25 protein-coding genes are annotated in these 26,296 nt (G+C 62.3%); 17 read left to right on the forward strand and 8 right to left on the reverse strand.

The window, feature by feature from the left end; translation table 11 throughout:
• The first annotated feature begins 26 nt into the window (after window positions 1–26).
• Window positions 27–1,223 (forward strand): succinyldiaminopimelate transaminase, encoded by a 1,197-nt coding sequence (dapC, locus tag ACW4TB_RS15225; RefSeq protein WP_012315902.1) that lies wholly within the window; start codon window positions 27–29, stop codon window positions 1,221–1,223.
• 60 nt (window positions 1,224–1,283) lie between these two features.
• On the opposite strand, the gene ACW4TB_RS15230 is transcribed toward dapC, so the two are convergent.
• Entirely contained in the window at window positions 1,284–2,930 is a 1,647-nt protein-coding gene (locus tag ACW4TB_RS15230; RefSeq protein WP_279928221.1) for a Na+/H+ antiporter, read from the reverse strand.
• 238 nt (window positions 2,931–3,168) lie between these two features.
• Between ACW4TB_RS15230 and ACW4TB_RS15235 the strand changes: the two genes are divergently transcribed.
• The 6 genes from ACW4TB_RS15235 (at window position 3,169) to ACW4TB_RS15260 (ending at window position 6,999) form a co-directional block, all read left to right on the forward strand.
• Window positions 3,169–3,447 (forward strand): type II toxin-antitoxin system RelE/ParE family toxin, encoded by a 279-nt coding sequence (locus ACW4TB_RS15235; protein ID WP_279928222.1) that lies wholly within the window; start codon window positions 3,169–3,171, stop codon window positions 3,445–3,447.
• Window positions 3,448–3,455: 8 nt separating this feature from the next.
• Window positions 3,456–3,755: a HigA family addiction module antitoxin gene (locus ACW4TB_RS15240; protein ID WP_012315904.1), complete on the forward strand. Its 300-nt coding sequence runs from the start codon at window positions 3,456–3,458 to the stop codon at window positions 3,753–3,755.
• Window positions 3,756–3,870: 115 nt separating this feature from the next.
• Window positions 3,871–4,227: an ArsC family reductase gene (locus ACW4TB_RS15245; protein ID WP_042111691.1), complete on the forward strand. Its 357-nt coding sequence runs from the start codon at window positions 3,871–3,873 to the stop codon at window positions 4,225–4,227.
• A 42-nt stretch (window positions 4,228–4,269) separates the two neighbouring features.
• Window positions 4,270–5,304 (forward strand): 2,3,4,5-tetrahydropyridine-2,6-dicarboxylate N-succinyltransferase, encoded by a 1,035-nt coding sequence (dapD, locus tag ACW4TB_RS15250; RefSeq protein ID WP_039601799.1) that lies wholly within the window; start codon window positions 4,270–4,272, stop codon window positions 5,302–5,304.
• Between the two features lie 82 nt (window positions 5,305–5,386).
• Window positions 5,387–6,592, forward strand: coding sequence for a cysteine desulfurase (locus ACW4TB_RS15255; RefSeq protein WP_279928224.1), 1,206 nt, complete (start codon window positions 5,387–5,389; stop codon window positions 6,590–6,592).
• The gene (locus tag ACW4TB_RS15260) at window positions 6,589–6,999 is read left to right on the forward strand and encodes a SufE family protein (RefSeq protein WP_012315908.1); all 411 of its coding nucleotides are present in this window, start codon (window positions 6,589–6,591) and stop codon (window positions 6,997–6,999) included. The genes ACW4TB_RS15255 and ACW4TB_RS15260 overlap by 4 nt, the downstream gene beginning before the upstream one ends.
• Before the next feature lie 21 nt (window positions 7,000–7,020).
• Here the strand turns inward: ACW4TB_RS15260 and tcdA are convergent, their stop codons facing one another.
• On the reverse strand, window positions 7,021–7,830 hold the full coding sequence (gene tcdA, locus ACW4TB_RS15265) for a tRNA cyclic N6-threonylcarbamoyladenosine(37) synthase TcdA (RefSeq protein ID WP_012315909.1): 810 nt from the start codon (window positions 7,828–7,830) through the stop codon (window positions 7,021–7,023).
• Between the two features lie 132 nt (window positions 7,831–7,962).
• On the opposite strand from tcdA, the gene ACW4TB_RS15270 reads away from it, so the two are divergent.
• The 4 genes from ACW4TB_RS15270 (at window position 7,963) to ACW4TB_RS15285 (ending at window position 13,018) form a co-directional block, all read left to right on the forward strand.
• Window positions 7,963–10,554: a glycosyltransferase gene (locus ACW4TB_RS15270; protein WP_012315910.1), complete on the forward strand. Its 2,592-nt coding sequence runs from the start codon at window positions 7,963–7,965 to the stop codon at window positions 10,552–10,554.
• A 105-nt stretch (window positions 10,555–10,659) separates the two neighbouring features.
• Window positions 10,660–11,811 carry a succinyl-diaminopimelate desuccinylase gene (gene dapE, locus ACW4TB_RS15275; protein WP_254466328.1) on the forward strand — a complete coding sequence of 384 codons (1,152 nt, stop codon included), beginning with the start codon at window positions 10,660–10,662 and terminating at the stop codon, window positions 11,809–11,811.
• The gene (locus ACW4TB_RS15280; protein ID WP_279928231.1) at window positions 11,811–12,623 is read left to right on the forward strand and encodes a putative RNA methyltransferase; all 813 of its coding nucleotides are present in this window, start codon (window positions 11,811–11,813) and stop codon (window positions 12,621–12,623) included. The genes dapE and ACW4TB_RS15280 overlap by 1 nt, the downstream gene beginning before the upstream one ends.
• Before the next feature lie 17 nt (window positions 12,624–12,640).
• Entirely contained in the window at window positions 12,641–13,018 is a 378-nt protein-coding gene (locus ACW4TB_RS15285) for a hypothetical protein (RefSeq protein WP_012315913.1), read from the forward strand.
• Window positions 13,019–13,103: 85 nt separating this feature from the next.
• Here the strand turns inward: ACW4TB_RS15285 and ACW4TB_RS15290 are convergent, their stop codons facing one another.
• Entirely contained in the window at window positions 13,104–13,313 is a 210-nt protein-coding gene (locus ACW4TB_RS15290; protein WP_012315914.1) for a cold-shock protein, read from the reverse strand.
• A gap of 231 nt (window positions 13,314–13,544) precedes the next feature.
• Between ACW4TB_RS15290 and plsB the strand changes: the two genes are divergently transcribed.
• From plsB to ACW4TB_RS15305, 3 genes are all read left to right on the forward strand, one after another.
• A complete protein-coding gene (gene plsB / locus ACW4TB_RS15295; protein ID WP_279928236.1) occupies window positions 13,545–16,031 on the forward strand; it encodes a glycerol-3-phosphate 1-O-acyltransferase PlsB in 2,487 nt (828 codons plus the stop codon).
• A gap of 75 nt (window positions 16,032–16,106) precedes the next feature.
• The gene (locus tag ACW4TB_RS15300) at window positions 16,107–16,505 is read left to right on the forward strand and encodes a YbaY family lipoprotein (protein WP_279928238.1); all 399 of its coding nucleotides are present in this window, start codon (window positions 16,107–16,109) and stop codon (window positions 16,503–16,505) included.
• A 33-nt stretch (window positions 16,506–16,538) separates the two neighbouring features.
• Window positions 16,539–17,228 carry a DUF4197 domain-containing protein gene (locus ACW4TB_RS15305; protein WP_012315917.1) on the forward strand — a complete coding sequence of 230 codons (690 nt, stop codon included), beginning with the start codon at window positions 16,539–16,541 and terminating at the stop codon, window positions 17,226–17,228.
• Between the two features lie 36 nt (window positions 17,229–17,264).
• Here the strand turns inward: ACW4TB_RS15305 and ACW4TB_RS15310 are convergent, their stop codons facing one another.
• Both ACW4TB_RS15310 and ACW4TB_RS15315 read right to left on the reverse strand, forming a co-directional pair.
• Window positions 17,265–20,330, reverse strand: coding sequence for an efflux RND transporter permease subunit (locus tag ACW4TB_RS15310; protein ID WP_254466331.1), 3,066 nt, complete (start codon window positions 20,328–20,330; stop codon window positions 17,265–17,267).
• A gap of 6 nt (window positions 20,331–20,336) precedes the next feature.
• The gene (locus ACW4TB_RS15315) at window positions 20,337–21,437 is read right to left on the reverse strand and encodes an efflux RND transporter periplasmic adaptor subunit (RefSeq protein WP_012315919.1); all 1,101 of its coding nucleotides are present in this window, start codon (window positions 21,435–21,437) and stop codon (window positions 20,337–20,339) included.
• 181 nt (window positions 21,438–21,618) lie between these two features.
• Here ACW4TB_RS15315 and ACW4TB_RS15320 point away from each other — a divergent pair, with 181 nt between their 5' ends.
• Together ACW4TB_RS15320 and ACW4TB_RS15325 are read left to right on the forward strand one after the other, a co-directional pair.
• Window positions 21,619–22,248, forward strand: coding sequence for a TetR/AcrR family transcriptional regulator (locus ACW4TB_RS15320; RefSeq protein ID WP_279928242.1), 630 nt, complete (start codon window positions 21,619–21,621; stop codon window positions 22,246–22,248).
• A 112-nt stretch (window positions 22,249–22,360) separates the two neighbouring features.
• Window positions 22,361–23,260 carry an RHS repeat-associated core domain-containing protein gene (locus tag ACW4TB_RS15325; RefSeq protein ID WP_279928245.1) on the forward strand — a complete coding sequence of 300 codons (900 nt, stop codon included), beginning with the start codon at window positions 22,361–22,363 and terminating at the stop codon, window positions 23,258–23,260.
• Here ACW4TB_RS15325 and ACW4TB_RS15330 read toward each other — a convergent pair.
• Complete coding sequence (locus tag ACW4TB_RS15330; RefSeq protein WP_254466334.1) at window positions 23,257–24,033, reverse strand: class I SAM-dependent methyltransferase; 777 nt, start codon at window positions 24,031–24,033, stop codon at window positions 23,257–23,259. The two genes, ACW4TB_RS15325 and ACW4TB_RS15330, sit on opposite strands and share 4 nt — an antisense overlap.
• 104 nt (window positions 24,034–24,137) lie before the next feature.
• Here ACW4TB_RS15330 and ACW4TB_RS15335 point away from each other — a divergent pair, with 104 nt between their 5' ends.
• The gene (locus ACW4TB_RS15335; RefSeq protein ID WP_012315922.1) at window positions 24,138–24,758 is read left to right on the forward strand and encodes a hypothetical protein; all 621 of its coding nucleotides are present in this window, start codon (window positions 24,138–24,140) and stop codon (window positions 24,756–24,758) included.
• A 2-nt stretch (window positions 24,759–24,760) separates the two neighbouring features.
• Here ACW4TB_RS15335 and ACW4TB_RS15340 read toward each other — a convergent pair whose 3' ends face one another.
• Both ACW4TB_RS15340 and ACW4TB_RS15345 read right to left on the reverse strand, forming a co-directional pair.
• Window positions 24,761–25,447 (reverse strand): extensin-like domain-containing protein, encoded by a 687-nt coding sequence (locus tag ACW4TB_RS15340; protein WP_279928249.1) that lies wholly within the window; start codon window positions 25,445–25,447, stop codon window positions 24,761–24,763.
• Window positions 25,448–25,453: 6 nt separating this feature from the next.
• Window positions 25,454–26,284 (reverse strand): isocitrate lyase/PEP mutase family protein, encoded by an 831-nt coding sequence (locus tag ACW4TB_RS15345; RefSeq protein WP_254466336.1) that lies wholly within the window; start codon window positions 26,282–26,284, stop codon window positions 25,454–25,456.
• Window positions 26,285–26,296 lie beyond the last annotated feature (12 nt).

A 26,296-nucleotide genomic window follows, 5' to 3' on the forward strand; every position in this document is an offset into this window, starting at 1 on the left:
TAGACGATTGACGAGACCTTGCGCCGATGAACCATGCCCTGACCCAGCTTCAGCCCTACCCCTTCGAGAAACTCCGCGCCCTGCTGGGCAGCGTGAAGCCCGCGGCGGACAAGCGCGCCATCGCCCTGTCGATCGGTGAGCCGAAGCACGCATCCCCGGCGTTCGTCGCCCAGGCCATGGCCGACAACCTCGACAAGCTGGCGGTCTACCCCAGCACCATCGGCCTGCCAGAGCTGCGCCAGGCCATCGGCCAATGGTGCGAACGCCGCTTCGGCGTGCCGACCGGCTGGCTGGACGCGGACCGCCATGTGCTGCCGGTCAACGGCACCCGTGAAGCGCTGTTCGCCTTCACCCAGGCTGTGGTCAACCGCGCCGATGATGGCCTGGTGGTCAGCCCCAACCCGTTCTACCAGATCTACGAAGGCGCGGCCCTGCTCGCCGGCGCCACCCCGCATTATCTGCCGTGCCTGGAAAACAACGGTTTCAACCCGGACTTCGATGCCGTACCCGCCGAGGTCTGGAAACGCTGCCAGATCCTGTTCCTGTGCTCACCGGGCAACCCCACCGGCGCACTGGTACCGATGGACACCCTGAAGAAGCTGATCGCACTGGCCGACGAGCATGATTTCGTGATCGCCGCCGATGAGTGCTACAGCGAACTGTACTTCGACGAAGACGCCCCACCACCGGGCCTGCTCAGTGCCTGTGCCGAACTGGGCCGCAGTGACTTCAAGCGTTGCGTGGTATTCCACAGCCTGTCCAAGCGCTCCAACCTGCCGGGCCTGCGTTCGGGCTTCGTTGCCGGCGACGCGGCCATCATCAAGCCGTTCCTGCTGTACCGCACCTACCATGGCTGCGCCATGCCGGTGCAGACCCAGCTGGCCAGCATCGCCGCCTGGCAGGATGAAGCACATGTGCGCGAAAACCGCGACCTATACCGCGCCAAATACGATGCCGTGCTGGATATCCTGCAGCCCGTGCTGGACGTACAGCGGCCTGATGGCAGTTTCTACCTGTGGGCCAAGGTACCGGGGTGCGATGCCGACTTCACGCGTGACCTGTTCGAAGCCCAGCATGTGACGGTGGTACCTGGTTCGTACCTGTCGCGCGAAGTGGATGGCGTGAATCCGGGGGCCGGGCGGGTACGCATGGCACTGGTCGCACCATTGGCCGAGTGCATAGAGGCGGCTGAGCGGATTCGTGCGTTTGTGCAAAACCGTTGATTGACCGAGCGCCGCGCTGTAGCGCAAACGCCGGCTCGCCGGCGCTTGAGCTACAGCGGCTTATTTGACTGCCCCCAGGTTCGCCTCGCTCAAGTCCAGCTCACCCAACACCTGCCGCACTACCTCATCGCCTACCAGGTGCTGGCGATGCAGGTTATACAATTCCAACCGCTGCGCCCGAAGCGCCCGCAGGCGCAGACGTCGCTCCAGCAAGTCCATCTGCTCCGCCAAGGCCCTCGCCTCGGCCGTGTCGTTGTAACTGTCCAGCTCATCGCGGTACTCGGCCATCAACCTTGCCTTGAGCTCCGTCGCCAGGGTCGCCTGCGCCGCATCCTGAGGTGCGCTGGCATCAACCACGTCCTCGGCCTCCAGGGCATGAATCGCAGCCTCGGCCGTGCGCCGCCAGGCTTCCTGCACCTCCTGATGCAGCCGCTCGTCCGGGCTTCGGGTGACACCTCTCAAGAGAAAGGGCAAAGCCACGCAGGCGCTGACCAGCGACAGCAAGATGACGCCGGCAGCGATGAAAATCAGCAGGTCGCGCTCCGGGAAAGCCTGGTCCGCCCCAATCAGCAGCGGTATCGACATCACACCCGCCAGCGTCACTGCACCACGCACCCCGCCAAGGGTCAGCAGCCAGCATGAGCGCGCCGTGGGCATCAGTACCAGGGCAGGCTTGCCGCGCCAGCGACGCACTACCCCGACCGCCCGCCAGATGCTTTGCACCCAGACGAACCGCAGCAGGATCAGCGCCGCAAAGATCGCCAGCACATCCAGGCAACGCCATGCCAGTGTCGGCCAGAGGGTAGGCTCGTGGCTGACCACCGCCTTGATGATGTCCGGCAATTGCAGGCCCAACAGCAGGAAGATCAGGCCATTGAAGGCGAATTCCAGTAGCGACCAGACGCTACGGTTGAGCAGGCGGGTGCTGGTCTGGCGCGGCAGCAGGTCGAGCCAGCTCTGCATCATGCCGGCGGCCACCGCCGAGAGGATGCCCGACACTCCAAGGCGCTCGGCCAGCACATAGGCGGCAAACGGCAGCAGCAGCATGAATACCACATGGGTGGCCGGGTCATCCCAGCCACGTGCGATCATCCAGGCGCGCAGCCTGCCAATCAGCCAGCTCAGGGCAACACCAACCGCCAGCCCGCCGATGGCAACCAGGACAAAGCTGAAGCTGGCATCGGCCAAAGAAAATACGCCGGTGATCGCCGCTGCCAGCGCGAACTTGAAGGTCACCAGGCCAGAGGCGTCATTCATCAGCGCCTCACCCTGAAGCATGCGCATCAGCGGAGTGGGAAGGCGGTCCTGGGTGATGGCCGAGACTGCCACGGCGTCGGTAGGCGACAACACGGCCGCCAGGGCAAAGGCCACCGCCAGCGGGATGCTCGGCAGCAGCCAATGAATGAAGTAGCCGGCGCCGACCACCGTGAACAGCACCAGCCCCACGGCAAGTGCCACCACCGGCCCGCGGATGCGCCACAGTTCGCGTTTGGGGATGCGCCAGCCGTCGGCAAACAGCAATGGCGGCAGGAACAGGAAAAGGAACAGCTCAGGGTCCAGGGCCACATGCAGCCCCAGGGTAGGCCAGGCCAACAGCGCACCGGCACCGATCTGCACCAGCGGCAGCGGCAAGGGGATCACCCGACCGACCAGTTTCGACACGCTGACCAGCGTCAGCAGGATGAGGACGGTATAAGCTGACTGCATCCGTTAAAGCTTCCTTTGTGAACCGATATCAATCCCGGGCGAAAAATCGCCACAGAAGCAATATGTTAGCGGGGTGGGGTAATCATGGGCCGCTGCACGAAAGTCGCAGGAGGCGGATGAATATGTAACATGATGATACACACCTACTGAAGTGATGCTGATGCTTGCACCCAGAGTTGCAATGAGACCCTGTACTTGTATACTTATTCTTAATCCATAACGTTAAGCGTTAAGCCTGATGATTCGATCGTTCCGCTGTGCTGAAACGGAAGCACTGTTCACCACTGGAAAGACAAGGCGATGGTCGGATATCAAGTCAGTAGCCGAGCGCAAACTGGCCATGCTCGATGCTGCAACCGCGCTGCGAGACCTTCGCTCGCCACCTGGCAATCGCCTGGAGCCGTTGAGCGGTAACCGCACTGGTCAGCACAGTATTCGTGTCAATGACCAATGGCGCTTGTGCTTCACCTGGACCGAAAACGGTCCGGTCAACGTTCAAATAGTCGATTACCATTGAGGTGCACCATGCTCAAGAACGGTATGCGTCCAATCCATCCCGGTGAAGTCCTGCGTGAGGACTATCAGAAAGAAATGGGCTTGAGTGCTGCCGCGTTGGCAAGGGCACTGGGCGTCGCCACCCCAACTGTCAATAACATCCTGCGTGAACGGGGCGGTGTTTCCGCCGACATGGCACTGCGTCTGGCCATCTGCCTGGACACCAGCCCCGAGTTCTGGCTCAACCTGCAGAGCGCCTTCGATCTGCGCACTGCCGAGCAGCAACATGGCGATGAAATCATCGGGTCGGTTCAACGCCTGGTCGCTTGAGACACATCCTGAGCAGTTAACAGGGCGCCTCGGGCGTGGCGTACCGAGGATGGTTCCCGCATAATCGCGCGACTGACATTCGGAAATGGAGAGATTGGGGCAGCCTGTGGCCCCAATGCACACAATGACCTACACGCTCTACGGCATCAAAGCCTGCGACACCATGAAAAAAGCGCGCACCTGGCTCGAAGACCAAGCCATCGCCTACGAATTCCACGACTACAAGACTCAAGGCATCGACCGTGACAGCCTGAACCGCTGGTGCGACGAGCACGGCTGGGAAGTCATCCTCAACCGTGCCGGCACCACGTTCCGCAAGCTCGACGATGCCAGCAAGGCCGACCTCGACCAGGCCAAGGCCGTCGAGCTGATGCTGGCCCAGCCGTCGATGATCAAGCGCCCGGTGCTCGACCTTGGCGCACGCACCCTGGTCGGTTTCAAACCTGACCTGTACGCCGCTGCGCTGGCCTGAGTCCATTTACGCATCGCACCCTATTTCGCACGAGGTAATCACATGTCCAATACCCTGTTCAGCCTGGCCTTTGGTGTCGGCTCCCAGAACCGCCAGGGCACCTGGCTGGAAGTGTTCTACGCACAGCCACTGCTCAAGCCGAGCGCCGAGCTGGTCGCCGCCGTCGCGCCGATCCTCGGTTATGAAGGTGGCAACCAGGCCATCACCTTCAGCAATGCCCAGGCCGCGCAACTGGCCGAAGCCGTAAAAGGCATCGATGGCGCCCAGGCTGCCCTGCTGACCCGCCTTGCCGAAAGCCACAAGCCGCTGGTCGCCACCCTGCTGGCCGAAGACGCTGCCCTGGCTTCGACCCCAGAGGCCTACCTCAAGCTGCACCTGCTGTCGCACCGCCTGGTCAAGCCACACGGCGTGAGCCTGGCAGGCATCTTCCCGCTGCTGCCGAACGTTGCCTGGACCAACCAGGGCGCCGTCGACCTGGCCGAGCTGGCCGAGCTGCAACTTGAGGCGCGCCTCAAAGGCGAGCTGCTGGAAGTGTTCTCGGTAGACAAGTTCCCGAAGATGACCGACTACGTGGTCCCGGCCGGCGTGCGTATCGCCGACACCGCCCGTGTGCGCCTGGGCGCCTACATCGGCGAAGGCACCACCATCATGCACGAAGGCTTCGTCAACTTTAATGCCGGCACCGAAGGCCCGGGCATGATCGAAGGCCGTGTCTCGGCCGGCGTATTCGTCGGCAAGGGCTCGGACCTGGGCGGCGGCTGCTCGACCATGGGCACCCTGTCCGGTGGCGGCAATATCGTCATCAAGGTCGGTGAAGGCTGCCTGATCGGCGCCAACGCCGGCATCGGCATCCCGCTGGGCGATCGCAACACCGTCGAAGCCGGCCTTTACATCACTGCCGGCACCAAGGTCAACCTGCTCGACGAGAACAATGAGCTGGTCAAAGTGGTCAAGGCGCGCGACCTGGCTGGCCAGACCGACCTGCTGTTCCGCCGCAACTCGCTCAACGGCGCCGTAGAGTGCAAGACGCACAAATCGGCGATCGAGCTGAACGAGGCGCTGCACGCCCACAACTGAGAACTTTCGAAGGGTTCGAAGTGTTAACATCGGGTCTGGCGCACTCACGCCAGACCCGATTTTCATTCCAGGCCCCGTGATCATGTTCCAGCCCTCCCCCTGGCGTGCCGATTTCCCCGCCATCGCCGCCCTGCAACGGCAGCACCAGACCTACCTGGACAGCGCCGCCACCACCCAGAAGCCCCAGGCCCTGCTCGATGCACTGAGCCACTATTACGGCCACGGCGCAGCCAACGTGCACCGTGCCCAGCACCTGCCCGGCGCGCTGGCGACACAGGCGTTCGAAACCAGCCGCGACAAGGTCGCCGCCTGGCTCAACGCCGCCGAATCGCGGCAGGTCATCTTTACCCACGGCGCCACCTCGGCCCTGAACCTGTTGGCCTATGGCCTGGAACACCGTTTCGAGGCAGGCGACGAAATCGCTGTGAGCGCGCTGGAGCACCACGCCAACCTGCTGCCCTGGCAACAACTGGCGCGGCGGCGCAACCTGCGCCTGGTGGTACTGCCACTGGATGAGCATGGCCGAATCGACCTTGACCAGGCGCTACAGTTGGTTGGCCCACGTACTCGCGTGCTTGCGGTCAGCCAGTTGTCCAATGTGCTCGGCACCTGGCAGCCGCTGCCAGCGTTACTCTCCCATGCCCGCGCCCAAGGGGCGCTGACTGTGGTCGATGGCGCCCAGGGCGTGGTGCATGGCCGCCACGATGTGCAGCAGTTGGGTTGTGATTTTTATGTGTTCTCCAGCCATAAGCTCTATGGCCCGGAAGGCGTCGGCGTACTTTATGGCCGTGCGCAGGCGCTGGAACTGCTGCGCCACTGGCAGTTCGGCGGTGAAATGGTACAACTGGCTGACTACCAAAGTGCCAGCTTCCGCCCGGCACCGCTGGGCTTCGAGGCAGGCACACCACCGATCGCCGGGGTGATCGGCCTGGGGGCGACGCTCGATTACCTGGCCAGCCTCGATGGCCAAGCCGTCGAGAACCACGAGACCCACCTTCACCATCACCTGCTGCGCGGGCTTGCCGACCGTGATGGGGTGCAGGTGCTGGGCACACCACAGGCTGCCTTGGCCAGTTTTGTCATCGAAGGCGTGCACAATGCCGACATCGCCCACCTGCTGACAGAGCAGGGCATTGCCGTACGTGCCGGCCATCACTGCGCCATGCCACTGCTCAAGGGGCTGAGGCTCGAAGGCGCGATTCGGGTATCGCTGGGCCTGTATAACGACAGCGATGACCTGCAACGCTTCTTCGATGCCCTCGATCAAGGCCTGGAGCTGTTGCGGTGAGCCTGCCAGCACACGCCCAGGAAGCACTGGAGCGCTTCGAGCAAGCCTGTGGATGGGAGCAGCGTGCACGGCTTCTGATGCAGATGGGTGAGCAACTGGAACCGCTGAGCGATACCCAGAAGTGCGAGAACAACCGCGTTCATGGCTGTGAAAGCCTGGTATGGCTGGTAGCTGAACAGCACGAGGGCCAATGGCAGTTCAAGGCAAGCAGTGATGCGCGTTTGTTGCGTGGCCTGCTGGCATTGCTACTGGTGCGGGTGCAGGGGCTCGACAGTCGTGAGCTGGCGGCGCTTGACCTGCGCGAGTGGTTTACCCGGTTGGGGTTGGAGCGGCAATTGTCGCCATCGCGCAGCAATGGCTTGCATGCGGTGCTACTGCGGATGGCCGAGCTGGTTTCAGGCTACTGAACCCAGCACCGACCGCGTGCCTTACTCGGTCTTGACCCGTTCTGAAGGCCGCCGGGCGCCAGCCACCAGCTTTTCCACTGCCTTGCTCGCCGCCACCATACCAAAGGTCGCGGTCACCATCATTACCGCGCCAAAGCCCCCGGCGCAGTCCAGGCGCACACCCTCACCGACAAAGCTCTTCTGCAGGCACACGCTGCCATCGCCCTTGGGGTAGCGCAGCTGTTCGCTGGAGAACACGCACGGCACGCCATAATTGCGGCTGACGTTGCGCGAGAAGTTGTAATCGCGCCGCAGGGTTGAACGCACCCGCGATGCCAACGGGTCGTTGAAGGTCTTGTTGAGGTCGCCGATCTGAATCTGTGTGGGGTCGATCTGCCCACCTGCTCCGCCGGTGGTAACGATCGCGATCTTGCGCCGCCGGCACCAGGCAATGAGCGCCGCCTTGGCCATCACGCTGTCAATGCAGTCGACAACGCAATCGAGCTGCTCGGTGATGTACTCAGCCATGGTGTCGCGGGTGACGAAGTCAGCCACCGCATGCACCGTGCAGGCCGGGTTGATCGCCCGCAGGCGCTCGGCCATCACCTCGACCTTGGGGCGCCCCACCTGCCCTTCCAGGGCATGGGCCTGGCGGTTGGTGTTGCTGACACAGACATCATCCAGGTCGAACAAGGTGATCTCACCCACACCACTGCGCGCCAGCGCCTCGGCCACCCAGGAGCCCACCCCACCGATACCGACGACCGCCACATGGGCCTGGTTCAGGCGTTGCAGCCCTTCGTCGCCGTACAGCCGGGCAACGCCTGCAAAGCGTGGATCTTCTGTGCTCATGTTCGTACCCCGAGGCTCATACCGCTAAAACGGCGCGCATTATAGGCCAGCAGCGCCAATGACCTCCATCGTTAGGAAAACACCTACTGATCCTGCTTTAATGTCCTACTACTTCGACAGATATGGACGACAATGTCATCTCGCAAATTCGGCTTGAACCTGGTGATTGTCTTGGCCATCGCCGCACTGTTCACCGGGTTCTGGGCGCTGGTCAATCGGCCGGTTTCCGCACCGGCCTGGCCTGAGCAGATATCAGGTTTCTCGTACTCGCCATTCCGTCTGGGGGAAAGCCCGCAAAAAGGCCAATATCCCAGCGACGCCGAGATGCGCCAAGACCTGGAGCAGATGAACAAGCTGACCGACAGCATCCGTATCTACACCGTCGAAGGCACCCAGGCCGATATCCCGCGGCTGGCAGAGGAGCTTGGGCTTCGCGTCACCCTGGGCATCTGGATCAGCCCGGACCTGGAGCGCAACGAGCGGGAGATCGCCACGGCCATCGAACTGGCCAACACATCGCGCAGTGTGGTTCGCGTGGTGGTCGGCAACGAAGCGCTGTTCCGCGAAGAGGTCACGCCCGAAGCACTCATCCAGTACCTTGACCGGGTGCGAGCCGCAGTCAAGGTGCCGGTAACCACCAGTGAACAGTGGCACATCTGGAAGGAACACCCGGAACTGGCCAAGCATGTCGACCTGATTGCCGCGCACATCCTGCCCTACTGGGAGTTCGTGCCCATGAAGGACTCCGTGGAGTTCGTCCTTGATCGGGCCCGTGAGCTTAAACAGCAGTTCCCGCGCAAGCCATTGCTGCTCTCGGAAGTCGGCTGGCCGAGCAACGGCCGCATGCGCGGCGGCGCCGACGCCACCCAGGCCGACCAGGCCATTTACCTGCGCACGCTGGTCAACACCCTCAACCGCCGTGGCTACAACTATTTCGTCATCGAAGCCTACGACCAACCCTGGAAAGCCAGTGACGAGGGCTCGGTGGGCGCCTACTGGGGCGTATTCAATGCCGAACGTCAGCAGAAATTCAATTTTGAAGGGCCGGTGGTGGCGATACCGCAATGGCGTGCACTAGCGGTCGCCTCGGTGGTATTGGCAATGATCGCCCTGACCGTACTGCTGATCGACGGCTCGGCCTTGCGCCAACGCGGCCGGACGTTCCTCACCTTCATTACCTTCCTCTGTGGGTCAGTGCTGGTGTGGATCGGTTACGACTACAGCCAGCAGTACAGCACCTGGTTCAGCCTGACTGTCGGCGTACTGCTGGCGCTGGGCGCACTCGGCGTGTTCATCGTGCTATTGACCGAGGCGCACGAGTTGGCCGAGGCGGCCTGGACTCACAAACGCCGCCGGGAGTTTCTGCCGGTGCAGGCCGACAGCGCCTACCGGCCCAAAGTCTCGGTGCATGTACCGTGCTACAACGAACCGCCAGAGATGGTCAAACAGACGCTCGACGCCTTGGCCGCGCTGGACTATCCGGACTACGAAGTGCTGGTGATCGATAACAACACCAAGGACCCAGCCGTGTGGGAGCCGCTCAAGGCCCACTGCGAAAAGCTCGGTGAGCGCTTCAAGTTCTTCCACGTCGCCCCTTTGGCCGGGTTCAAGGGCGGTGCGCTTAACTACCTGCTGCCGCACACCGCCAAGGATGCCGAAGTGATCGCAGTGATCGACTCGGACTACTGCGTGGACCGCAACTGGCTCAAGCACATGGTGCCGCACTTCGCCGACCCGAAGATCGCCGTGGTGCAGTCGCCGCAGGACTACCGCGACCAGCACGAGAGCGCCTTCAAGAAGCTCTGCTACAGCGAGTACAAGGGCTTCTTCCACATCGGCATGGTCACCCGCAACGACCGTGACGCAATCATTCAGCACGGCACCATGACCATGACCCGGCGCACCGTGCTCGAAGAACTGGGCTGGGCCGAATGGTGCATCTGCGAAGACGCCGAACTGGGCCTGCGGGTGTTCGAAAAAGGCCTGTCGGCCGCCTACGCCCACAACAGCTATGGCAAGGGCCTGATGCCCGATACCTTCATCGACTTCAAGAAGCAGCGTTTCCGCTGGGCCTATGGCGCCATCCAGATCATCAAGCACCACGCTGCGGCCCTGCTACGTGGTAAGGGCAGTGAGCTGACCCGTGGCCAGCGCTATCATTTCCTGGCCGGCTGGCTGCCATGGGTCGCCGATGGCATGAACATCTTTTTCACCGTCGGTGCCCTGCTCTGGTCGGCGGCGATGATCATCGTGCCGCACCGGGTCGATCCACCTCTGATGATCTTCGCCATCCCGCCTCTGGCACTGTTTTTCTTCAAGGTAGCCAAGATCATCTTCCTTTATCGCCGAGCAGTCGGGGTCAACCTCAAGGACGCATTCGCAGCGGCGCTGGCGGGGCTTGCGCTGTCGCATACCATCGCCAAGGCGGTGCTGTACGGGTTCTTCACCAGCAGCATGCCGTTCTTCCGCACACCGAAAAATGCCGATAGCCATGGATTGCTGGTAGCGATTTCAGAAGCGCGCGAAGAACTGTTCATCATGTTGCTGCTGTGGGGGGCGGCAGCCGGGATCTACCTGGTGCAAGGTTTGCCGAGCTCGGACATGCGGTTCTGGGTCGCGATGCTGCTGGTGCAGTCACTGCCATACCTGGCGGCGCTGGTCATGGCTCTGTTGTCGTCATTGCCCAAGCCCGAGCACAAGATGGCCGAGCCCCAGGAGGCTTGAGGATGCCGGGGCGGGCCAGCGGCCCAATGCCCCGTGCCGACAACCCTTGTTTGATATAAGATAACGCCCCTCGTTTTTCCGCCTTGCCTTGCCCCGGAGTTCCCCATGACGGCCCCAGCCGAGCTCTCGCCTACCCTTCAACTGGCCTGCGACCTGATCCGTCGCCCCTCGGTCACCCCTGTCGACGCCGACTGCCAGGCGCAGATGATGAAGCGCCTGGGTGCCGTGGGCTTCCAGCTCGAACCGATGCGCATCGAGGACGTCGACAACTTCTGGGCCACCCATGGTAACCAGGACGGCCCGGTGCTGTGCTTCGCCGGCCACACCGATGTGGTCCCCACCGGCCCGGTGCAGCAGTGGCAGCATGAGCCGTTCGAGGCACTGATCGATGCCGACGGCATGCTCTGCGGTCGCGGCGCCGCCGACATGAAGGGCAGCCTGGCCTCCATGGTGGTCGCCAGTGAGCGTTTCGTGCAGGACTACCCGAACCACCGCGGCAGGGTCGCCTTCCTGATCACCAGCGATGAAGAAGGCCCGGCCCATCACGGTACCAAGGCCGTGGTCGAGCGCCTGATCGCGCGCAACGAGCGCCTGGACTGGTGCATCGTCGGCGAGCCGTCGAGCACTACCCTGCTCGGTGACGTGGTCAAGAACGGCCGCCGGGGCTCGCTCGGCGCCAAACTGACCGTGCGCGGCAAACAAGGCCACGTGGCCTACCCGCACCTGGCGCGAAACCCGATCCACCTGGCCGCGCCAGCGCTGGCGGAGCTGGCCGCCGAACACTGGGATGAAGGCAATGCGTTCTTCCCACCGACCAGCTTCCAGATCTCCAACCTCAACTCCGGTACCGGCGCCACCAATGTGGTACCGGGTGATCTGACCGCGCTGTTCAATTTCCGTTTCTCCACCGAGTCGACGGTCGAAGGCCTGCAGGCGCGAGTATCGGCAATCCTCGACAAGCATGAACTGGACTGGTCGATCGACTGGGCGCTTTCGGGCCTGCCATTCCTTACCGAACCCGGTGAACTGCTCGATGCCGTGTCGGCCAGCATCAAGGGCGTCACCGGCCGTGATACCCAGCCGTCCACCAGCGGTGGTACGTCCGATGGCCGGTTCATCGCCACCATGGGCACCCAGGTCGTCGAACTGGGCCCGGTCAATGCAACGATCCACCAGGTCGACGAGCGCATCCTGGCCAGCGACCTCGACCTGCTGACCGAGATCTACTACCAGACCCTGGTGCGGTTGCTCGCCTGATGCTCGCCTGCCCTATTTGCCATGCGGCCCTGACGCGGCTCGACAACGGCGTGGTGTGCCCGGCCGGCCACCGCTTCGACCGTGCCCGCCAGGGTTACCTGAACCTGCTGCCTGTGCAGCACAAGAACAGCCGTGACCCTGGCGACAACCAGGCCATGGTCGAAGCTCGCCGGGATTTCCTCGATGCCGGCCATTACGCGCCCGTGGCCCGCCGCCTGGCCGAACTGGCCACCGAGCGCCAGCCCGGCGCCTGGCTCGACATCGGCTGCGGCGAAGGCTACTACACAGCGCAGCTCGCCCACGCCCTGCCACAGGCTGACGGCTACGCCCTGGACATCTCGCGCGAAGCCGTCAAACGCGCATGCCGCCGTGAGCCTTCGGTCACCTGGATGGTCGCCAGCATGGCCCGCGTACCCTTGGCCGATGCCAGTTGCCAGTTCATCGCCAGCGTCTTCAGCCCGCTGGACTGGGCCGAGGCCCAGCGCCTGCTGAGTCCGGGTGGCGGCCTGATGCGGGTGGGCCCGACCAGCGGCCATCTGATGGAGTTGCGCGAAGTGCTCTACGATGAAGTACGCCCTTATGCCGACGACAAACACCTGGCCCTGGTACCGCAGGGCATGGCCCATGCCCACAGTGAAACCCTGGAGTTCCGACTGAGCCTGGCTGCACCCAAAGCCCGCGCCGACCTGCTGGCCATGACCCCGCACGGCTGGCGCGCCAGTGCCGAGAAACGTGCGCGGGTGATCGACCAGCCCGAAACCTTCGACGTCACGGTTTCCATGCGTTATGACTATTTCGTGCGCCAAGACTGAGCACACCCGGAGCCCTTATGCGCCAACCTGATATCGAGATCTACCTGAAGGACGCTGACGTCGACCACAAGCAGATTGCCCAATGGCTCGGCGAAGCGATCGGCCCCTGCAGCGAATGGCAGCAGAAAGGCCAGACCTTCAAATGCAAGGCCGGTAACATTCCGGTCACCTGGTTACCCAAGGCTGTAGGGAAATGGAACAGCCTTTACCTGGAAAGCGACCAGACCCCATGGGATGATGACGTCGCCTGCGCCCGCGCCGCATTCACCGCACTGGGCGTGGAAGTGCGCTGCGCGCCGGGTGGCTGGGTCGAAGAAGATGGCGAGGAAGATGCCGATCGCTGGATCCGCATCAGTGCTGACGGTGAAGAGGAAATCACCTGGCGTACCTCGTGAGCGGCAAGCTACAAGAGGGTTCGCATCAGGCTGCAAGTTACACGGTCAACTTGCAGCTTGAGGCTTGAGGCTTGTGGTTTGGGACTCAGAGCCCTACCACGTCCTCGGCTTGCAGGCCTTTCTGGCCCTGCACGCAGGAGTACTCGACCCGCTGCCCTTCGACCAGGGTACGATGCCCCTCACCGCGGATCGCCCGATAATGGACGAACACATCCGCACCACCTTCGCGCTGAATGAAGCCAAAGCCCTTGGCATCGTTGAACCACTTTACATTCCCAGTCTCACGAGACGACATCTGAACTACTCCGGATTTTTATTGTGAAGATCGCCTTGTAGACACAGGGTTTCCTCCCCGTGCCGACGCCGCTTGCCGAAATATCCTGCAAGTGGCAGGCCGAGTATATGACACAGAACAAATAATTTTCATGACCGCCGCGCCCTTTGCAGGATTTTGCTGAACTTACGCAGATACGGCAGACTAACTGATTGCACACTCACTAAAAATCACACCCAGGGCACACACCCCATGACCCGTTCTCCCCTGCGCCGCCTGATCTTCGGCGCTCTGCGTCGCCTGTTGTACCTGTGGGTGCGCTCCGAGACCATCAACCAGTCCGCCATGAGCCTGCAGCTCGACCGCAGCCGCCCGGTGTTCTATGCACTGCCCTCGCCATCGCTCACCGACCTGGCCGTACTCGACCACGAGTGCACCAAGGCGGGGCTGCCGCGCCCGGTACTGCCGGTAGCTGTGGGCACGCTGCACGAGCCGGCCGGCTTCTTCTACCTCACCCCCGACCCGGACTGGCTCGGCCGCCACGACAAGCGCGGCGCGCCTCCTACCCTTGAGCGTGTGATTGCAGCGGTCAGCCAGCATGCCGAGGAAGACGCACAGATCATCCCGGTCAGTGTGTTCTGGGGCCAGACGCCTGCAAGCGAATCCAGCCCGTGGAAATTGCTGTTCGCCGACAGCTGGGCAGTAACCGGGCGCCTGCGCCGGCTACTGACCATCCTGATACTGGGGCGCAAGACCCGCGTGCAATTCTCGGCGCCGATCCAGGTGCGTGACCTGGTGCAGCACAACAAAGGCCATGAGCGCACCGTGCGCATGGCCCAACGCCTGATGCGCGTGCACTTTCGCAACCTCAAGACTGCGGTGATCGGCCCGGACATCTCGCACCGGCGCAACCTGGTGAAAGGCCTGGTGCACGCACCACTGGTTCGCCAGGCCATCAACGAACAAGCCCTGCGGGAAAGTATTCCCGTGGCCAAGGCTGAAGCACAGGCCCTGCGCTACGGCAACGAAATCGCCTCGGACTATACCTACACCGCGATCCGTTTCCTGGAAGTGGTGCTCAGCTGGTTCTGGAACAAGATCTACGACGGTATCAAGGTCAACCACATCGAGCAGGTGCAAGGCATCGCACCGGGCCACGAAGTCATCTATGTACCCTGCCACCGTAGCCACATCGACTACCTGCTACTGTCGTACCTGCTGTTTCGCAACGGCCTGACGCCACCGCACATCGCTGCCGGCATCAACCTCAACATGCCAGTGATCGGCGGCCTGCTGCGCCGCGGCGGCGCCTTCTTCATGCGCCGCACGTTCAAGGGCAACCCGCTGTACACCGCAGTGTTCAACGAATACCTGCACACCCTGTTCACCAAAGGGTTCCCGGTCGAATACTTCGTCGAGGGCGGGCGCTCGCGCACCGGGCGCATGCTGCAACCGCGCACCGGGATGCTGGCGATCACCCTGCGCAGCTTCCTGCGCTCATCGCGCACACCGATCGTCTTCGTGCCGGTATACATCGGCTACGAACGGGTACTGGAAGGCCGCACCTACCTGGGTGAGCTGCGTGGCGCCAGCAAGAAGAAGGAGTCGATCTTCGACATTTTCAAGGTCATCGGCGCGCTGAAGCAGCGTTTCGGTCAGGTCTACGTCAACTTCGGCGAACCGATCCGCCTGGCAGGCTTTCTCGACCAACAGCAACCCGGCTGGCGCGAGCAGGCACTTGGGCCGCAGTTCCGTCCGGCCTGGCTGAACGAGACCACCACCCGCCTGGGTGAAACCGTAGCCCGCCACCTCAACGAAGCCGCAGCGGTCAACCCGGTCAACCTGGTGGCCCTGGCACTGCTCTCCACCAGCCGCCTGGCCCTGGACGAAAGTGCCCTGACCCGTGTGCTGGACCTGTACCTGACCTTATTGCGCAAGGTCCCCTATTCGCAGCACACCACCCTGCCCGAAGGTGACGGCCAGGCGCTGATCGAACATGTCAGGGGTATGAATCTGCTGGCGGAACAGAAAGACGCCCTTGGCCGCATCCTCTACCTGGATGAAGCCAATGCGGTGCTGATGACCTATTACCGCAACAACGTCCTGCACATCTTTGCCTTGCCGGCGTTACTGGCAAGCTTCTTCCACAGCAGCTCACGGATGAGCCGTGATCTGCTCGGGCAGTATGTACACGCGTTGTATCCGTATTTGCAGGCCGAGCTATTCCTGCGCTGGGCACCCGAGCAACTGGACGAGGTTATCGATCAGTGGCTGGCGGCACTGGTCGAACAGGGCCTGCTGCGCCGCGAAAACGACTTGTACGTGCGCCCGGCCCCAAGTTCGCGTCAGTTCGTTTTGCTAACGCTGCTGGCCCGCACCATCACCCAGACCCTGCAGCGCTTCTACATGGCCACCTCGCTGCTGCTCAACAGCGGCCAGAACACCCTGAGCGCCGAAGCACTGGAAGACCTCTGCGTGATGATGGCCCAGCGCCTGTCGATACTGCATGGCCTCAACGCCCCCGAGTTCTTTGACAAGACACTGTTCCGCCACTTCATCCAGACCTTGGTCGAGCAAGGGGTGCTGCGCCCGGATGGCAACGGCAAACTGGGCTACCACGACAAACTCGGCGAACTCGCCGAAGGGGTAGCCAAGCGCGTGCTGTCGGCAGAACTGCGACTTTCGATCCGGCAGGTGGCCCTGCACCGTGAACATGCGCTGGAAGCATCGATCCTCTAAGGCATCATCAACCGGAAAAATCCGTTAAAGTCCTTGGGCTTGGCCACAAGCCAGCCCAAGGACAACGGAGATTCCATGAAAAAGCTCGTTATGCTGTGTTGTGCATCCCTGCTTGCAGCCTGTTCCAGCCACACCCCATCGCCACAGGCCAGCCTGGACGGTGAAGTCTTCTACCTGCAGCGCATTGCCCTACCGCCCAGCGCTACCTTGAGTGTTGAACTGCAAGACGTGTCGCTGATGGACGCCCCTGCCGTGACACTGGCCCGCCAGGCCGGCCCGGTCAAAGGCAACGTGCCGCTGCCTTTCCACCTCACTTATGACCCAGCCCAGGTCAAGCCAGGCCACCGCTATGCGGTTAGCGCCCGCATCGAGCTGGACGGCAAGCTGCTGTTCATCAACACAGGGCATCATGGCGTCAAACTCGACGGCAGCGACGAGCAGCCAATACGGATCAAAGTCGATCCGGTGCGCTGATACCCGCCTACTTCAGTTCAAAAGGAAAGCTTCATGATTCGCTCCTCCCTGCGCTTCACCACCCTGTGCGCCGGCCTGCTGCTGTCGGCCAGCGCACTGGCCTTGTCACTTGGCGATCTGAGCCAGAAAGACGCCGCCGGCGGCCTGAAGGATGCCCTTACCCAAGGGGCGCAGCTCGCCGTCAAGCAACTGAGCACCCCAGGCGGGTTCAGCAATAACCCCGACGTACGCATCGAGTTGCCAGGCAACCTCGGCAAAGCCGCCAAAGCCATGAAAATGTTTGGCAAAGGTGATCAGGTTACCGCCCTGGAAGACAGCATGAACAAGGCCGCTGAAGCTGCGGTGCCGCAGGCACAGGCGATCCTGGTGGACGCGGTGAAGAACATGAGTGTGACCGACGCCAAGGGCATTTTGAGCGGCGGTGACGATTCGGCCACCCAGTATCTGAACAAGAGCAGCCGTGAGCAGATCCGCGCCAAGTTCTTGCCCATCGTCAAGGCGGCGACCGACAAGGTTGGCGTGGTTCAACAATACAACAGCTTTGCTGGCCAGGCGTCAGCCCTGGGCCTGGGCGATGCCAAGAGTGCCAATGTCGAGAGCTATGTAACCGAAAAAGCCCTCGACGGCCTGTTTGAAATGATCGCCAAACAAGAACAGAGCATTCGTCAGAACCCTGCACAGGCGGCTACCAGCCTGGCCAAAAAGGTATTTGGCGCCCTGTGACCCGCGAAGGGAGGGCTAAGCCCTCCCCCGCAGCCTTCAGCCCTTCTTCACCCTGAACCACGCCGCATACAATGCCGGCAGGAACAAAAGGGTGAGCACCGTGGCAACGATCAACCCGCCCATGATCGCCACCGCCATCGGCCCATAGAACACGCTTCTGGACAACGGAATCATCGCCAGCACCGCCGCCAGTGCGGTCAGCACGATCGGCCTGAAGCGTCGCACGGTAGCCTCGATGATCGCCTGCCAACGGTCCAGCCCCGAGGCGATATCCTGCTCGATCTGGTCCACCAGGATCACCGAGTTGCGCATGATCATCCCCGCCAGGGCAATGGTGCCAAGCATGGCGACGAAGCCGAACGGCTGGCGGAACACCAACAGGAACAAGGTCACGCCGATCAGCCCCAGTGGCGCCGTGAGGAACACCATCACCGTGCGCGAGAAGCTGCGCAGCTGGATCATCAGCAAGCTGAGCACCACTACGATGAACAACGGCATACCGGCGTTCACCGACTTCTGCCCACGCTCGGAGTCCTCGACTGTGCCGCCCACTTCCAGCAGGTAGCCATCAGGCAGCTTGCCCTTGATCTCCTGCAAGGTCGGGGCAATCTGCCTGACCAGGGTCGCCGGCTGCTCCTTGTCATAGATGTCGGCGCGTACAGTCACCGTCGGCAAGCGGTTACGGTGCCAGATGATGCCTTCCTCGAAGCCGTAGTCCAGGGTCGCTACCTGCGATAGCGCCACGCTCTGGCCGTTGTCGGTGGGCAACGCGAGGCTGCCAAGGTTGCCCAGCTCGCCACGTTCCTTCTGCGTGCCGCGCAGAAGAATCTCGATCAGCTCGTTGTCCTCCCGGTACTGGCTTACCGTGGTGCCGGTAAGCGAGCTTCGAAGGAAGCTCGACAGGTGCGCGGTACTTACGCCAAGTGCGCGTGCACGGTCCTGGTCGATCGCCAGGAACACCGCCTTGCTCGGCTCTTCCCAGTCAAGGTGCACGTTCACCACATGCGGGTTTTCACGCACCTTGTCCGCGACTTCGCGGGCCAAGGCGCGCACCTTCTCGATATGCTCGCCCGTCACCCGAAACTGCACCGGGTAGCCCACGGGCGGGCCGTTTTCCAGGCGGGTGACGCGGGCACGCAGGTCAGGAAATTGCTGGTCCACAGTGTTGATCAGCCAACTGCGCAAGCGCTCGCGCTCCTCCATGGACGTGGCCAGCACGACGAACTGGGCAAAGCTGGCGGCGGGCAGTTGCTGGTCCAATGGCAGATAGAAACGTGGCGACCCCGTGCCCACGTAGGCCACATAGTTGTCGATGCCATCCTGCTGCTTGAGCAGGGCCTCCAGTTGCTTGACCCGCTCGGTGGTATTGCCCAGCGACGCACCCTCGGCAAGTTTCAGGTCGACCATCAGCTCTGGGCGGCCTGACGCCGGGAAGAACTGCTGCGGCACGAAGCGGAACAACGCAATGCTGCCGACAAAGGCTGCGATAGTCAGCAGGATGACCGTCTTGCGCCGTCGCACACACCACTCCACCACACGTCGCACACGCTGGTAGAAAGGTGTGGCATAGGGGTCAGGCGCATGCCCATTACCGTCATGACGGGCAGCATGCAGTTTGGCCAGGTCCGGCAGCAACCGTTCACCCAGGTAAGGGACGAACACCACGGCCACCACCCATGAGGTGAGCAACGCGATGGTCACCACCTGGAAGATCGAGCGGGTGTACTCACCCGTACTCGACGCTGCCGTAGCGATCGGCAGGAACCCGGCAGCGGTAATCAGCGTACCGGTCAGCATCGGGAAGGCCGTGCTGGTCCAGGCGTAACTGGCAGCCTTGAACCGGTCGAAGCCCTGCTCCATCTTGATCGCCATCATCTCCACGGCAATGATCGCGTCGTCCACCAGCAGGCCCAGGGCCAATACCAGCGCACCCAGCGAGATCTTGTGCAGGCCGATGCCGAAATAGTGCATGGCGGCAAACGTCATTGCCAGCACCAGGGGTATCGCCAAGGCCACCACCAGACCGGTACGCAGGCCAAGTGAGAAGAAACTCACCAACAGCACGATGACCAGCGCCTCGACCAGCACCTGGACGAACTCACCCACGCCCGCCTTGACCGCCGCCGGCTGGTCGGAGACTTTGCGCAGCTGCATGCCGGCCGGCAGGTTGCGCGCCAAGCGTTCGAACTCACCTTCCAGTGCCTTGCCCAGTACCAGGATGTCGCCGCCATCCTTCATCGACACGGCCAGGCCGATCGCGTCATCACCCATGAAGCGCATGCGCGGCGCAGGCGGGTCGTTGAAGCCACGGTACACCTCGGCGACATCGCCGATACGGAAGGTACGATCCCCTACCCGAATGGGAAACTGACGAATCTGCTCGACACTGTCGAACTGCCCACTGACGCGCAGTTGCAAACGCTCGCTGGGGGTTTCGAAAAAGCCGGCGGTACTCACCGCGTTCTGCTCTCGCAACGCTTGCTGCACAGCATCCAGCGGCACGCCCAGGGTGGCAAGCTTGAGGTTGGACAGCTCGATCCAGATTTTCTCGTCCTGCAGGCCGATCAGTTCGACCTTGCCCACGTCCTTGACCCGTTGCAGCTGGATCTGGATGCGATCGGCATAGTCCTTCAACACCGCGTAGTCGAAGCCGGTGCCGGTGAGCGCATAAATGTTGCCGAAGGTGGTACCGAACTCGTCGTTGAAGAACGGCCCCTGGATTTCCGGGGGCAGGGTGTGGCGGATATCCGCGACCTTCTTGCGGATCTGGTACCACAGCTCGGGGATGTCCTTGGAATGCAGCGAGTCCCGGGCCATGAAGGTCACCTGCGATTCGCCGGGACGGGAGAACGAGACGATCTTCTCGTACTCGCCTGTTTCCATCAGCTTCTTCTCAATGCGCTCGGTGACCTGGCGCGACACTTCCTCGGCCGTGGCCCCCGGCCACAGGGTACGGATGACCATGGCCTTGAAGGTAAAGGGTGGATCCTCGCTCTGCCCCAGCTTTGTGTAGGACATGGCGCCAATGGCAGCCAGCAGGATCATCAGGAACAGTACGATCTGGCGATTGCGCAGCGCCCAGGCGGAAAGGTTGAAACCCATCGGGACTTACTCCTTGGCCGTCAGGTTCACCACACGGTTGGTACGGTCCACCGGCCGCACCTCCTGCCCTTCGCGTAGCACGTGGCCGCCGGCGGCAACCACCCAGTCGCCAGGGTTCAGGCCCTCAAGTACGGGGACAGTGTCACTGCCATAAGGCCCCAGGCGCACGGCGGCACGCTCCAGTCGACGGTCCTGGTTGACTCGCCAGACGTACGCCTGGCCGTTTTCAGCGGTAATCGCCGAGAGAGGTACAGCCAGCGGGATCAGCCCGTCATGGGCGATGAATACCCGCGCGCTCTGCCCAAGATCGGCGGGCACCTTGGCCGAGTTGAAGGCGATGCGTGCGGCGAAGGTACGTGAACGAGGGTCGGCTGCGGGCGACAGCTCACGGATACGGCCCTGGAAGCGCTCATTGCGCCGCGACCACAGCTCGACACTGACCTGCTGGCCAACGGCGAAGCGGGCGAACTGCTGCTCCGGCAGGCCGATGACGACTTCGCGCTCACCGTCGGCCGCCAGCGTGAATACCGTCTGCCCGGCAGCCACCACCTGGCCGACCTCGACCTGACGCTTGGCGATCACGCCGGCCTGGGGCGCACGCAACACCGCGTATCCGGCCTGATTGCCAGCCACGTCGAACTCCGCTTTGGCCTGCTTGAGCCGCGCGAGCCCGGCCCGGTAGAGATTCTCGGCGTTGTCGTACAGGGAATGGCTGACCATCTGCCGATCCAGCAGCTTGCGGTAGCGGTCACGCTCGGCGCGCACCAGCGCCAGGTTGGCCTCGGCGGCCGCCAATTGGGCACGGTTGGCCTCGAGTTGCAGGCGCACGTCCTGGGGGTCGAGCTCTGCCAGTGGCTGATCGGCCTGGACCCGCTGCCCCTCCTCGACCAGGCGTTTGCTGACCTTGCCAGCGATGCGGAACGCCAGCTCCGGCTCGAAACGCGCTCGCACCTCGCCAGGGTAGCTGTCGGCTGAGGCTTGGGCCGGTTGCGGCTGGACCACCAGCGCTGGGCGCGGAGCAGTGGGTGGGGCGGCTTCCTGCCCGCAGGCCGCCAGCAACAAGGCGGCAGCGGCAGGCAGAGCGAGGCACAAGGCATGACGCAACATGATGAATCCTTTCGCGACGAGCGCATCGAATATTTATACTGTCGAGTATATTAAATCAGGGAACCGAAGCCGGGAAGCCAGCGTCGGAAAGAAAATCAACGTTAACGATGGGCCATTCCCTGAAGCCGGAAGGCAACCGAGCCGGTAAGATGGGGGCCCCTTCAACCAGACACGGATTCCAATGCCCAACGACGCACCCATCGGCCCAGGTCGCCCCAAGGACCTGGCCAAGCGCGAGGCGATCCTCGAAGCGGCCAAAACGCTGTTCCTCAGCCTCGGCTATGCCAACACCAGCATGGATGCAGTCGCTGCGGCGGCGGGTGTTTCAAAACTGACGGTCTATAGCCACTTCAACGATAAACAGACACTGTTTGGCTCTGCGGTCATGGCTACCTGCCAGAATCAGCTACCCGACCTGATGTTCGAGTACCCAGAGGGCGCGCCCGTCGAACAGGTGCTGCTGAATATTGCCCGGGGCTTCCAGGCGTTGATCAGCAGTGATGAGGCGGTCAAGTTGAGCCGCCTGATCATGGCGCAGGGCAGTCAGGACCCAAGCTTTGGCGAGTTCTTCTACGAAGCAGGGCCCAAGCGTGTGCTGGCGGGGATGGAAGCGCTGTTGCGCGGGGTCGCCGAGCGCGGGTTGCTGCGCATCGACAATCCGCTGCGGGCGGCGGAGCACTTCTTCTGCCTGGTCAAGGGTGCGCCAGATTACCGGTTGCTGCTGGGGTGTGCGGGGCCGCTGGAAGGGGACGAGGCCGAGGCGCATGTGCGCGAGGTGGTGGGGGTGTTCTTGCGGGCGTTCCAACTCTAAACAAATCCGCCAGAGCCTGTTTAACCAACATGACTACCTGGTATTTTTGTCAGTAGTCAACCATGCAATTCTTCAGCAAGCTCGTATTGAATCTGCGAATATGAGCTCACCCATGACAGCGCCAAAACTGAAGATTTTTTACAAAGGCAATAAGCTTTCCACTTTATATACAAGCAGCGCTCACCTGACAGTGCTCAGCGCCAATGACCAGAACCTATGCGAAACGACAGGCCTGCCTTCGCAAACAAGCCTCTTGGCCACTGATGCACAAGAGTCAACAGTCAACAGTCTCTCAGAAAGCCAGACGACCATCGCCTACGCTCCCTACGGTAATGACAGTAGCCCGCCTGCCAGCCCATTGTTATCTCGATTCACCGGCCAGAGCTGGTTGCCCTCTGCCATAGGCTACATGCTGGGTAATGGTCACCGCCTTTTCAATCCAGGACTGATGCGCTTTCACAGTGCTGACAGCTTTTCGCCGTTTGCAAAAGGTGGCCTCAATACCTATATCTATTGCGGGAACGACCCTGTTAACAGAGTGGACCCTAGCGGCAGATTTTTCGGGAGACTGTTCAAACGGCTTAATCAGGGCTATTCATACAAAAAGCTGGCTCCACGCCTGGATGAATCGAGCCCTAGCCTATCTAACAATGAATACAATGCGCTCTTGAATTCTGTCAAAAAGCGCCAACTACGGTCAGAAAAAAAATTGGATCGCGGACTTACGCATAACCTCCTTCATACAACGAAAAATGCACTTCAGGAATTAAGCACGCTTGATGGGCAGCGCGCAGCATTGGGCAGCTTGTCAGCTGACCAGAACGGGCGTTTAAATTTTGACACTCGCCACCTTACTCAAGAGCTGCATGGTGAAATTCCAGTCTACTCCGGCCATTCCCGTAAACGCGCTGAAGAAATACTTAACAGCCCTTCAACCATTGACCCCTCAATCTCGGAAGAATTGGTATACGAAGAGCTGCTAGAGCGCCTGAGGCGCCTGCGTGAAGGCTAGGCCTTCAACGCTTTCTTTGGATAAATATCATACCGGCTCGACTTGCCTTCCAGGCTATGACTCGGCTTTGGCCCGTCGATGATCGGTGCCTTGCGTGGCCGCTTCACCACCACTCGATGACTGGCCAGCGCCAGCGCGGCTTCGAGCAAAGCCGGGGCATCCAGGTCATCGCCCACCAATGGCCGAAACACGCGCATTTCCTTTTTCACCAGGGCGCTTTTGTCCCGGTGCGGGAACATGGGATCAAGGTAGATCACCTGCGGCGCCTCCCCTTCCCAGTTGCGCATACGCTCGATGGCGTTGCCTGTCAGCAGGCGCATGCGGCCGACGATAGGCCCGACCTCGTCATCCGACCGGGCTCGCGTCAGGCCGTCCTCCAGCAAGGCGGCAATCAGCGGCTGGCGCTCGATCAGGGTCATCTGGCAGCCCAGGCTGGCTAGCACGAACGCGTCCTTGCCCAAACCCGCCGTGGCATCGAGCACTTGCGGCCGCACGCCTTGGGCGATGCCCACCGCCTTGGCGATCATCTGCCCGTTGCCACCGCCAAACTGGCGCCGATGCGCTGCCTGGCCTTCGACGAAGTCCACCCGCACCGGCCCTGGCGCCTGCGGGCCCAACTGCTGGATCTGCAACCCATCGGCGCCCACCTGCACAGCGAAACCGGCGGCATCGTCCTGCAGCGGCAGGCCCAGGCGCTCGGCCCATGCCGTAGCCTGGTGCGCATACTCAGCCGACATCGCTTCGACTCTGATACCCGTGCCTTGCTCTTCCATCATCCACACCTGAAAAATCGAACCAAGCCCTTAATGAATCGGCACCATCGGCCGATACAGGCAATATCCCGCTATTCTGCCAGAGCACAACGCGCGCGACTGCCATGACAGATACTCTTCCCATCGGCTTGACCTACCTGTCGCCCGTCGGCAACTACGGTCGGCAGAATACCCAGGCACTGGGGGGCGTCAGCCACCTGTGGCAGGATTTCTTTGCCCGCGCCATGGCCGAGCAGCAAGGGAATGAGGCAGACAGCACCCATCAGGCGCTGGTGCAATACGACAAAATCAGCGGCGAGCCAATTGGCGGAGCCAGGGCCCTGGCCCTGATCGATGCCCAACGCGCCTGCCCCGTGCTCGACACCATCGTTGCACCACCCGAGCCCCTGTTCCTGCCCAAAGCCGAACTGGAAGCCAATCTGCTGGAGCCAGCGCCGGAGCCATTCAGCGCCGCCGAGATGATTCAGCAGCAGCGCCAACTGGACATCAGCAACAGTTGGCTGCGCCCGGTAGTCATGAGCCAGGGTCAGCCGCTCGCCGAGCCAGGCCCTGCACCCTCCCCGCGCCCGCTGCACCTGCCTATCGCCGAGTTCGAGACAGATCTGCTCGACCCCGCGCCGGAGCCGTTCGACGCAGCGACAATGGCCAAGCAGCAGAACGATCTGGAATTCGACATCCACTGGGCGCGCCCGGTAGTGCTGAACAACGTTCGCATCCACGCCTGAGCTTAACGGCAGATCTGCCACAGCCCCATGTCCAGGTGAAAGTGATTGCGGTGGGCGGCATTGTATTCCGGTCCCAGCACCGTACTGAAGCTCTTACAGGCCGCTTGCTGCACTTGCCGCAGGAATGCCGCCTTTTGCCCGCTTGCCTGCCAGTCCCGCGCCAGCACGATCCGCTGCCCGTCCTGCAGGCGAAAGCCGCTGATATCCAGCGCATTGGCCGTGGCATGCTGACTGAGCCGGCCCTGCTTGCGGTTATAGACGTTGCGGCAGGCAAAGCTGCCCAGATGATCGACCTGCGCCACCGGCTGGCCAAACACCTGCTGCGCTGCAGGTTGCAAGCCATGCTTTTCGAACAGCGCATAGGCCACCGCCAACGGGCAACTGGCCAGGAAGCTGCTACTCAACCGCGCCTGGCCTTGTTCTATACGCCAGACGTTTTGCAATGGGCAATTGGCCGATGCCGGGCTATCAGCCTGCGCCCGATAGCGCAGGCCGGTAGTCGCCAACGCTTGACGGCACAACTGCGGATCATCGCGCAGACGCGAAAGCTTATAGGGCGTCAGCAGGTTCGGCGGCTGACGGACGTCCAGTGCTGCCCACGGATTCCAGGCCTGCGGCAGGCGCCAACCCGACTGCCACAAAAAGCCTGCTACCAACAGCAGGCCGCACAGCATCACCAATGCGCGCACCGCGCTTCAGCGCCGGAACAGGTCGTTGAGCTGGGCGAACGGCAGCGCCTGCTCACCATAGCTGAACGTACCCTGGTCACGAATCTCCAATGCCGCGCGCTGAAACGCACCGAGCGCCGCACGGGCCAGTGAAGAGCCCACGCTGATGCGGCGTACGCCCAAGTCCTGCAACTGATTGACGCTCAATGGCACACCCGCCAGCCCCATCAGCACATTGACAGGTTTCGGCGCCACCGCCTGTACCACCGCGCGAATCTCTTCGGCAGTGCGCAAACCCGGCGCATAGAGCACGTCGGCGCCCGCTTCAGCATAAGCCTGCAGACGCAGGATGGTGTCATCCAGGTCCATACGCCCGTGCAGCAGGTTTTCCGCGCGGGCGCAGAGCATGAAGGGAAATGGCAGGCTGCGCGCCGCCTGCACTGCAGCCCTCACCCGCTCCACAGCCAGGCTCAGGTCATAGATCGGCGCGTCGCTGCGCCCACTGGCATCTTCGATCGAGCCGCCGACCAACCCTGCTTCAGCGGCACGCAGGATGGCGTGGGCACAGTCTTCCGGCAGGTCACCAAAACCATTTTCCAGGTCGGCGGCAACGGGCAAGGCAGTGGCATCGACGATCATCCCGGCGTTGTCGAGTGTCTCGTCCAGGCTCAGCGCCGCTTCGGCATCCGCTCGCCCAAGGCTGAAGGCAAGGCCTGCACTAGTAGTAGCCAGCGCCGCGAAGCCCAGGTTTGCCAGGAGCTTTGCGGAGCCGGCATCCCACGGGTTGGGGATGACGAACGCGCCTTCGCGCTCGTGCAGGGCTTTGAAGGCTTCGGCACGCAGGGTTTGTACATCCATGATCACAACCTC

It is taken from the genome of Lelliottia jeotgali (genome assembly GCF_977070485.1).

Bases quoted from the DNA above. Each gene is read 5' to 3' on its own strand.
- dapC (WP_012315902.1), top strand. From the start codon at position 27: ATGAACCATGCCCTGACCCAGCTTCAGCCCTACCCCTTCGAGAAACTC.
- ACW4TB_RS15230 (WP_279928221.1), bottom strand. From the start codon at position 2,930: ATGCAGTCAGCTTATACCGTCCTCATCCTGCTGACGCTGGTCAGCGTG.
- ACW4TB_RS15235 (WP_279928222.1), top strand. From the start codon at position 3,169: ATGATTCGATCGTTCCGCTGTGCTGAAACGGAAGCACTGTTCACCACT.
- ACW4TB_RS15240 (WP_012315904.1), top strand. From the start codon at position 3,456: ATGCTCAAGAACGGTATGCGTCCAATCCATCCCGGTGAAGTCCTGCGT.
- ACW4TB_RS15245 (WP_042111691.1), top strand. From the start codon at position 3,871: ATGCACACAATGACCTACACGCTCTACGGCATCAAAGCCTGCGACACC.
- dapD (WP_039601799.1), top strand. From the start codon at position 4,270: ATGTCCAATACCCTGTTCAGCCTGGCCTTTGGTGTCGGCTCCCAGAAC.
- ACW4TB_RS15255 (WP_279928224.1), top strand. From the start codon at position 5,387: ATGTTCCAGCCCTCCCCCTGGCGTGCCGATTTCCCCGCCATCGCCGCC.
- tcdA (WP_012315909.1), bottom strand. From the start codon at position 7,830: ATGAGCACAGAAGATCCACGCTTTGCAGGCGTTGCCCGGCTGTACGGC.
- ACW4TB_RS15270 (WP_012315910.1), top strand. From the start codon at position 7,963: ATGTCATCTCGCAAATTCGGCTTGAACCTGGTGATTGTCTTGGCCATC.
- dapE (WP_254466328.1), top strand. From the start codon at position 10,660: ATGACGGCCCCAGCCGAGCTCTCGCCTACCCTTCAACTGGCCTGCGAC.
- ACW4TB_RS15280 (WP_279928231.1), top strand. From the start codon at position 11,811: ATGCTCGCCTGCCCTATTTGCCATGCGGCCCTGACGCGGCTCGACAAC.
- ACW4TB_RS15285 (WP_012315913.1), top strand. From the start codon at position 12,641: ATGCGCCAACCTGATATCGAGATCTACCTGAAGGACGCTGACGTCGAC.
- ACW4TB_RS15290 (WP_012315914.1), bottom strand. From the start codon at position 13,313: ATGTCGTCTCGTGAGACTGGGAATGTAAAGTGGTTCAACGATGCCAAG.
- plsB (WP_279928236.1), top strand. From the start codon at position 13,545: ATGACCCGTTCTCCCCTGCGCCGCCTGATCTTCGGCGCTCTGCGTCGC.
- ACW4TB_RS15300 (WP_279928238.1), top strand. From the start codon at position 16,107: ATGAAAAAGCTCGTTATGCTGTGTTGTGCATCCCTGCTTGCAGCCTGT.
- ACW4TB_RS15305 (WP_012315917.1), top strand. From the start codon at position 16,539: ATGATTCGCTCCTCCCTGCGCTTCACCACCCTGTGCGCCGGCCTGCTG.
- ACW4TB_RS15310 (WP_254466331.1), bottom strand. From the start codon at position 20,330: ATGGGTTTCAACCTTTCCGCCTGGGCGCTGCGCAATCGCCAGATCGTA.
- ACW4TB_RS15315 (WP_012315919.1), bottom strand. From the start codon at position 21,437: ATGTTGCGTCATGCCTTGTGCCTCGCTCTGCCTGCCGCTGCCGCCTTG.
- ACW4TB_RS15320 (WP_279928242.1), top strand. From the start codon at position 21,619: ATGCCCAACGACGCACCCATCGGCCCAGGTCGCCCCAAGGACCTGGCC.
- ACW4TB_RS15325 (WP_279928245.1), top strand. From the start codon at position 22,361: ATGACAGCGCCAAAACTGAAGATTTTTTACAAAGGCAATAAGCTTTCC.
- ACW4TB_RS15330 (WP_254466334.1), bottom strand. From the start codon at position 24,033: ATGGAAGAGCAAGGCACGGGTATCAGAGTCGAAGCGATGTCGGCTGAG.
- ACW4TB_RS15335 (WP_012315922.1), top strand. From the start codon at position 24,138: ATGACAGATACTCTTCCCATCGGCTTGACCTACCTGTCGCCCGTCGGC.
- ACW4TB_RS15345 (WP_254466336.1), bottom strand. From the start codon at position 26,284: ATGGATGTACAAACCCTGCGTGCCGAAGCCTTCAAAGCCCTGCACGAG.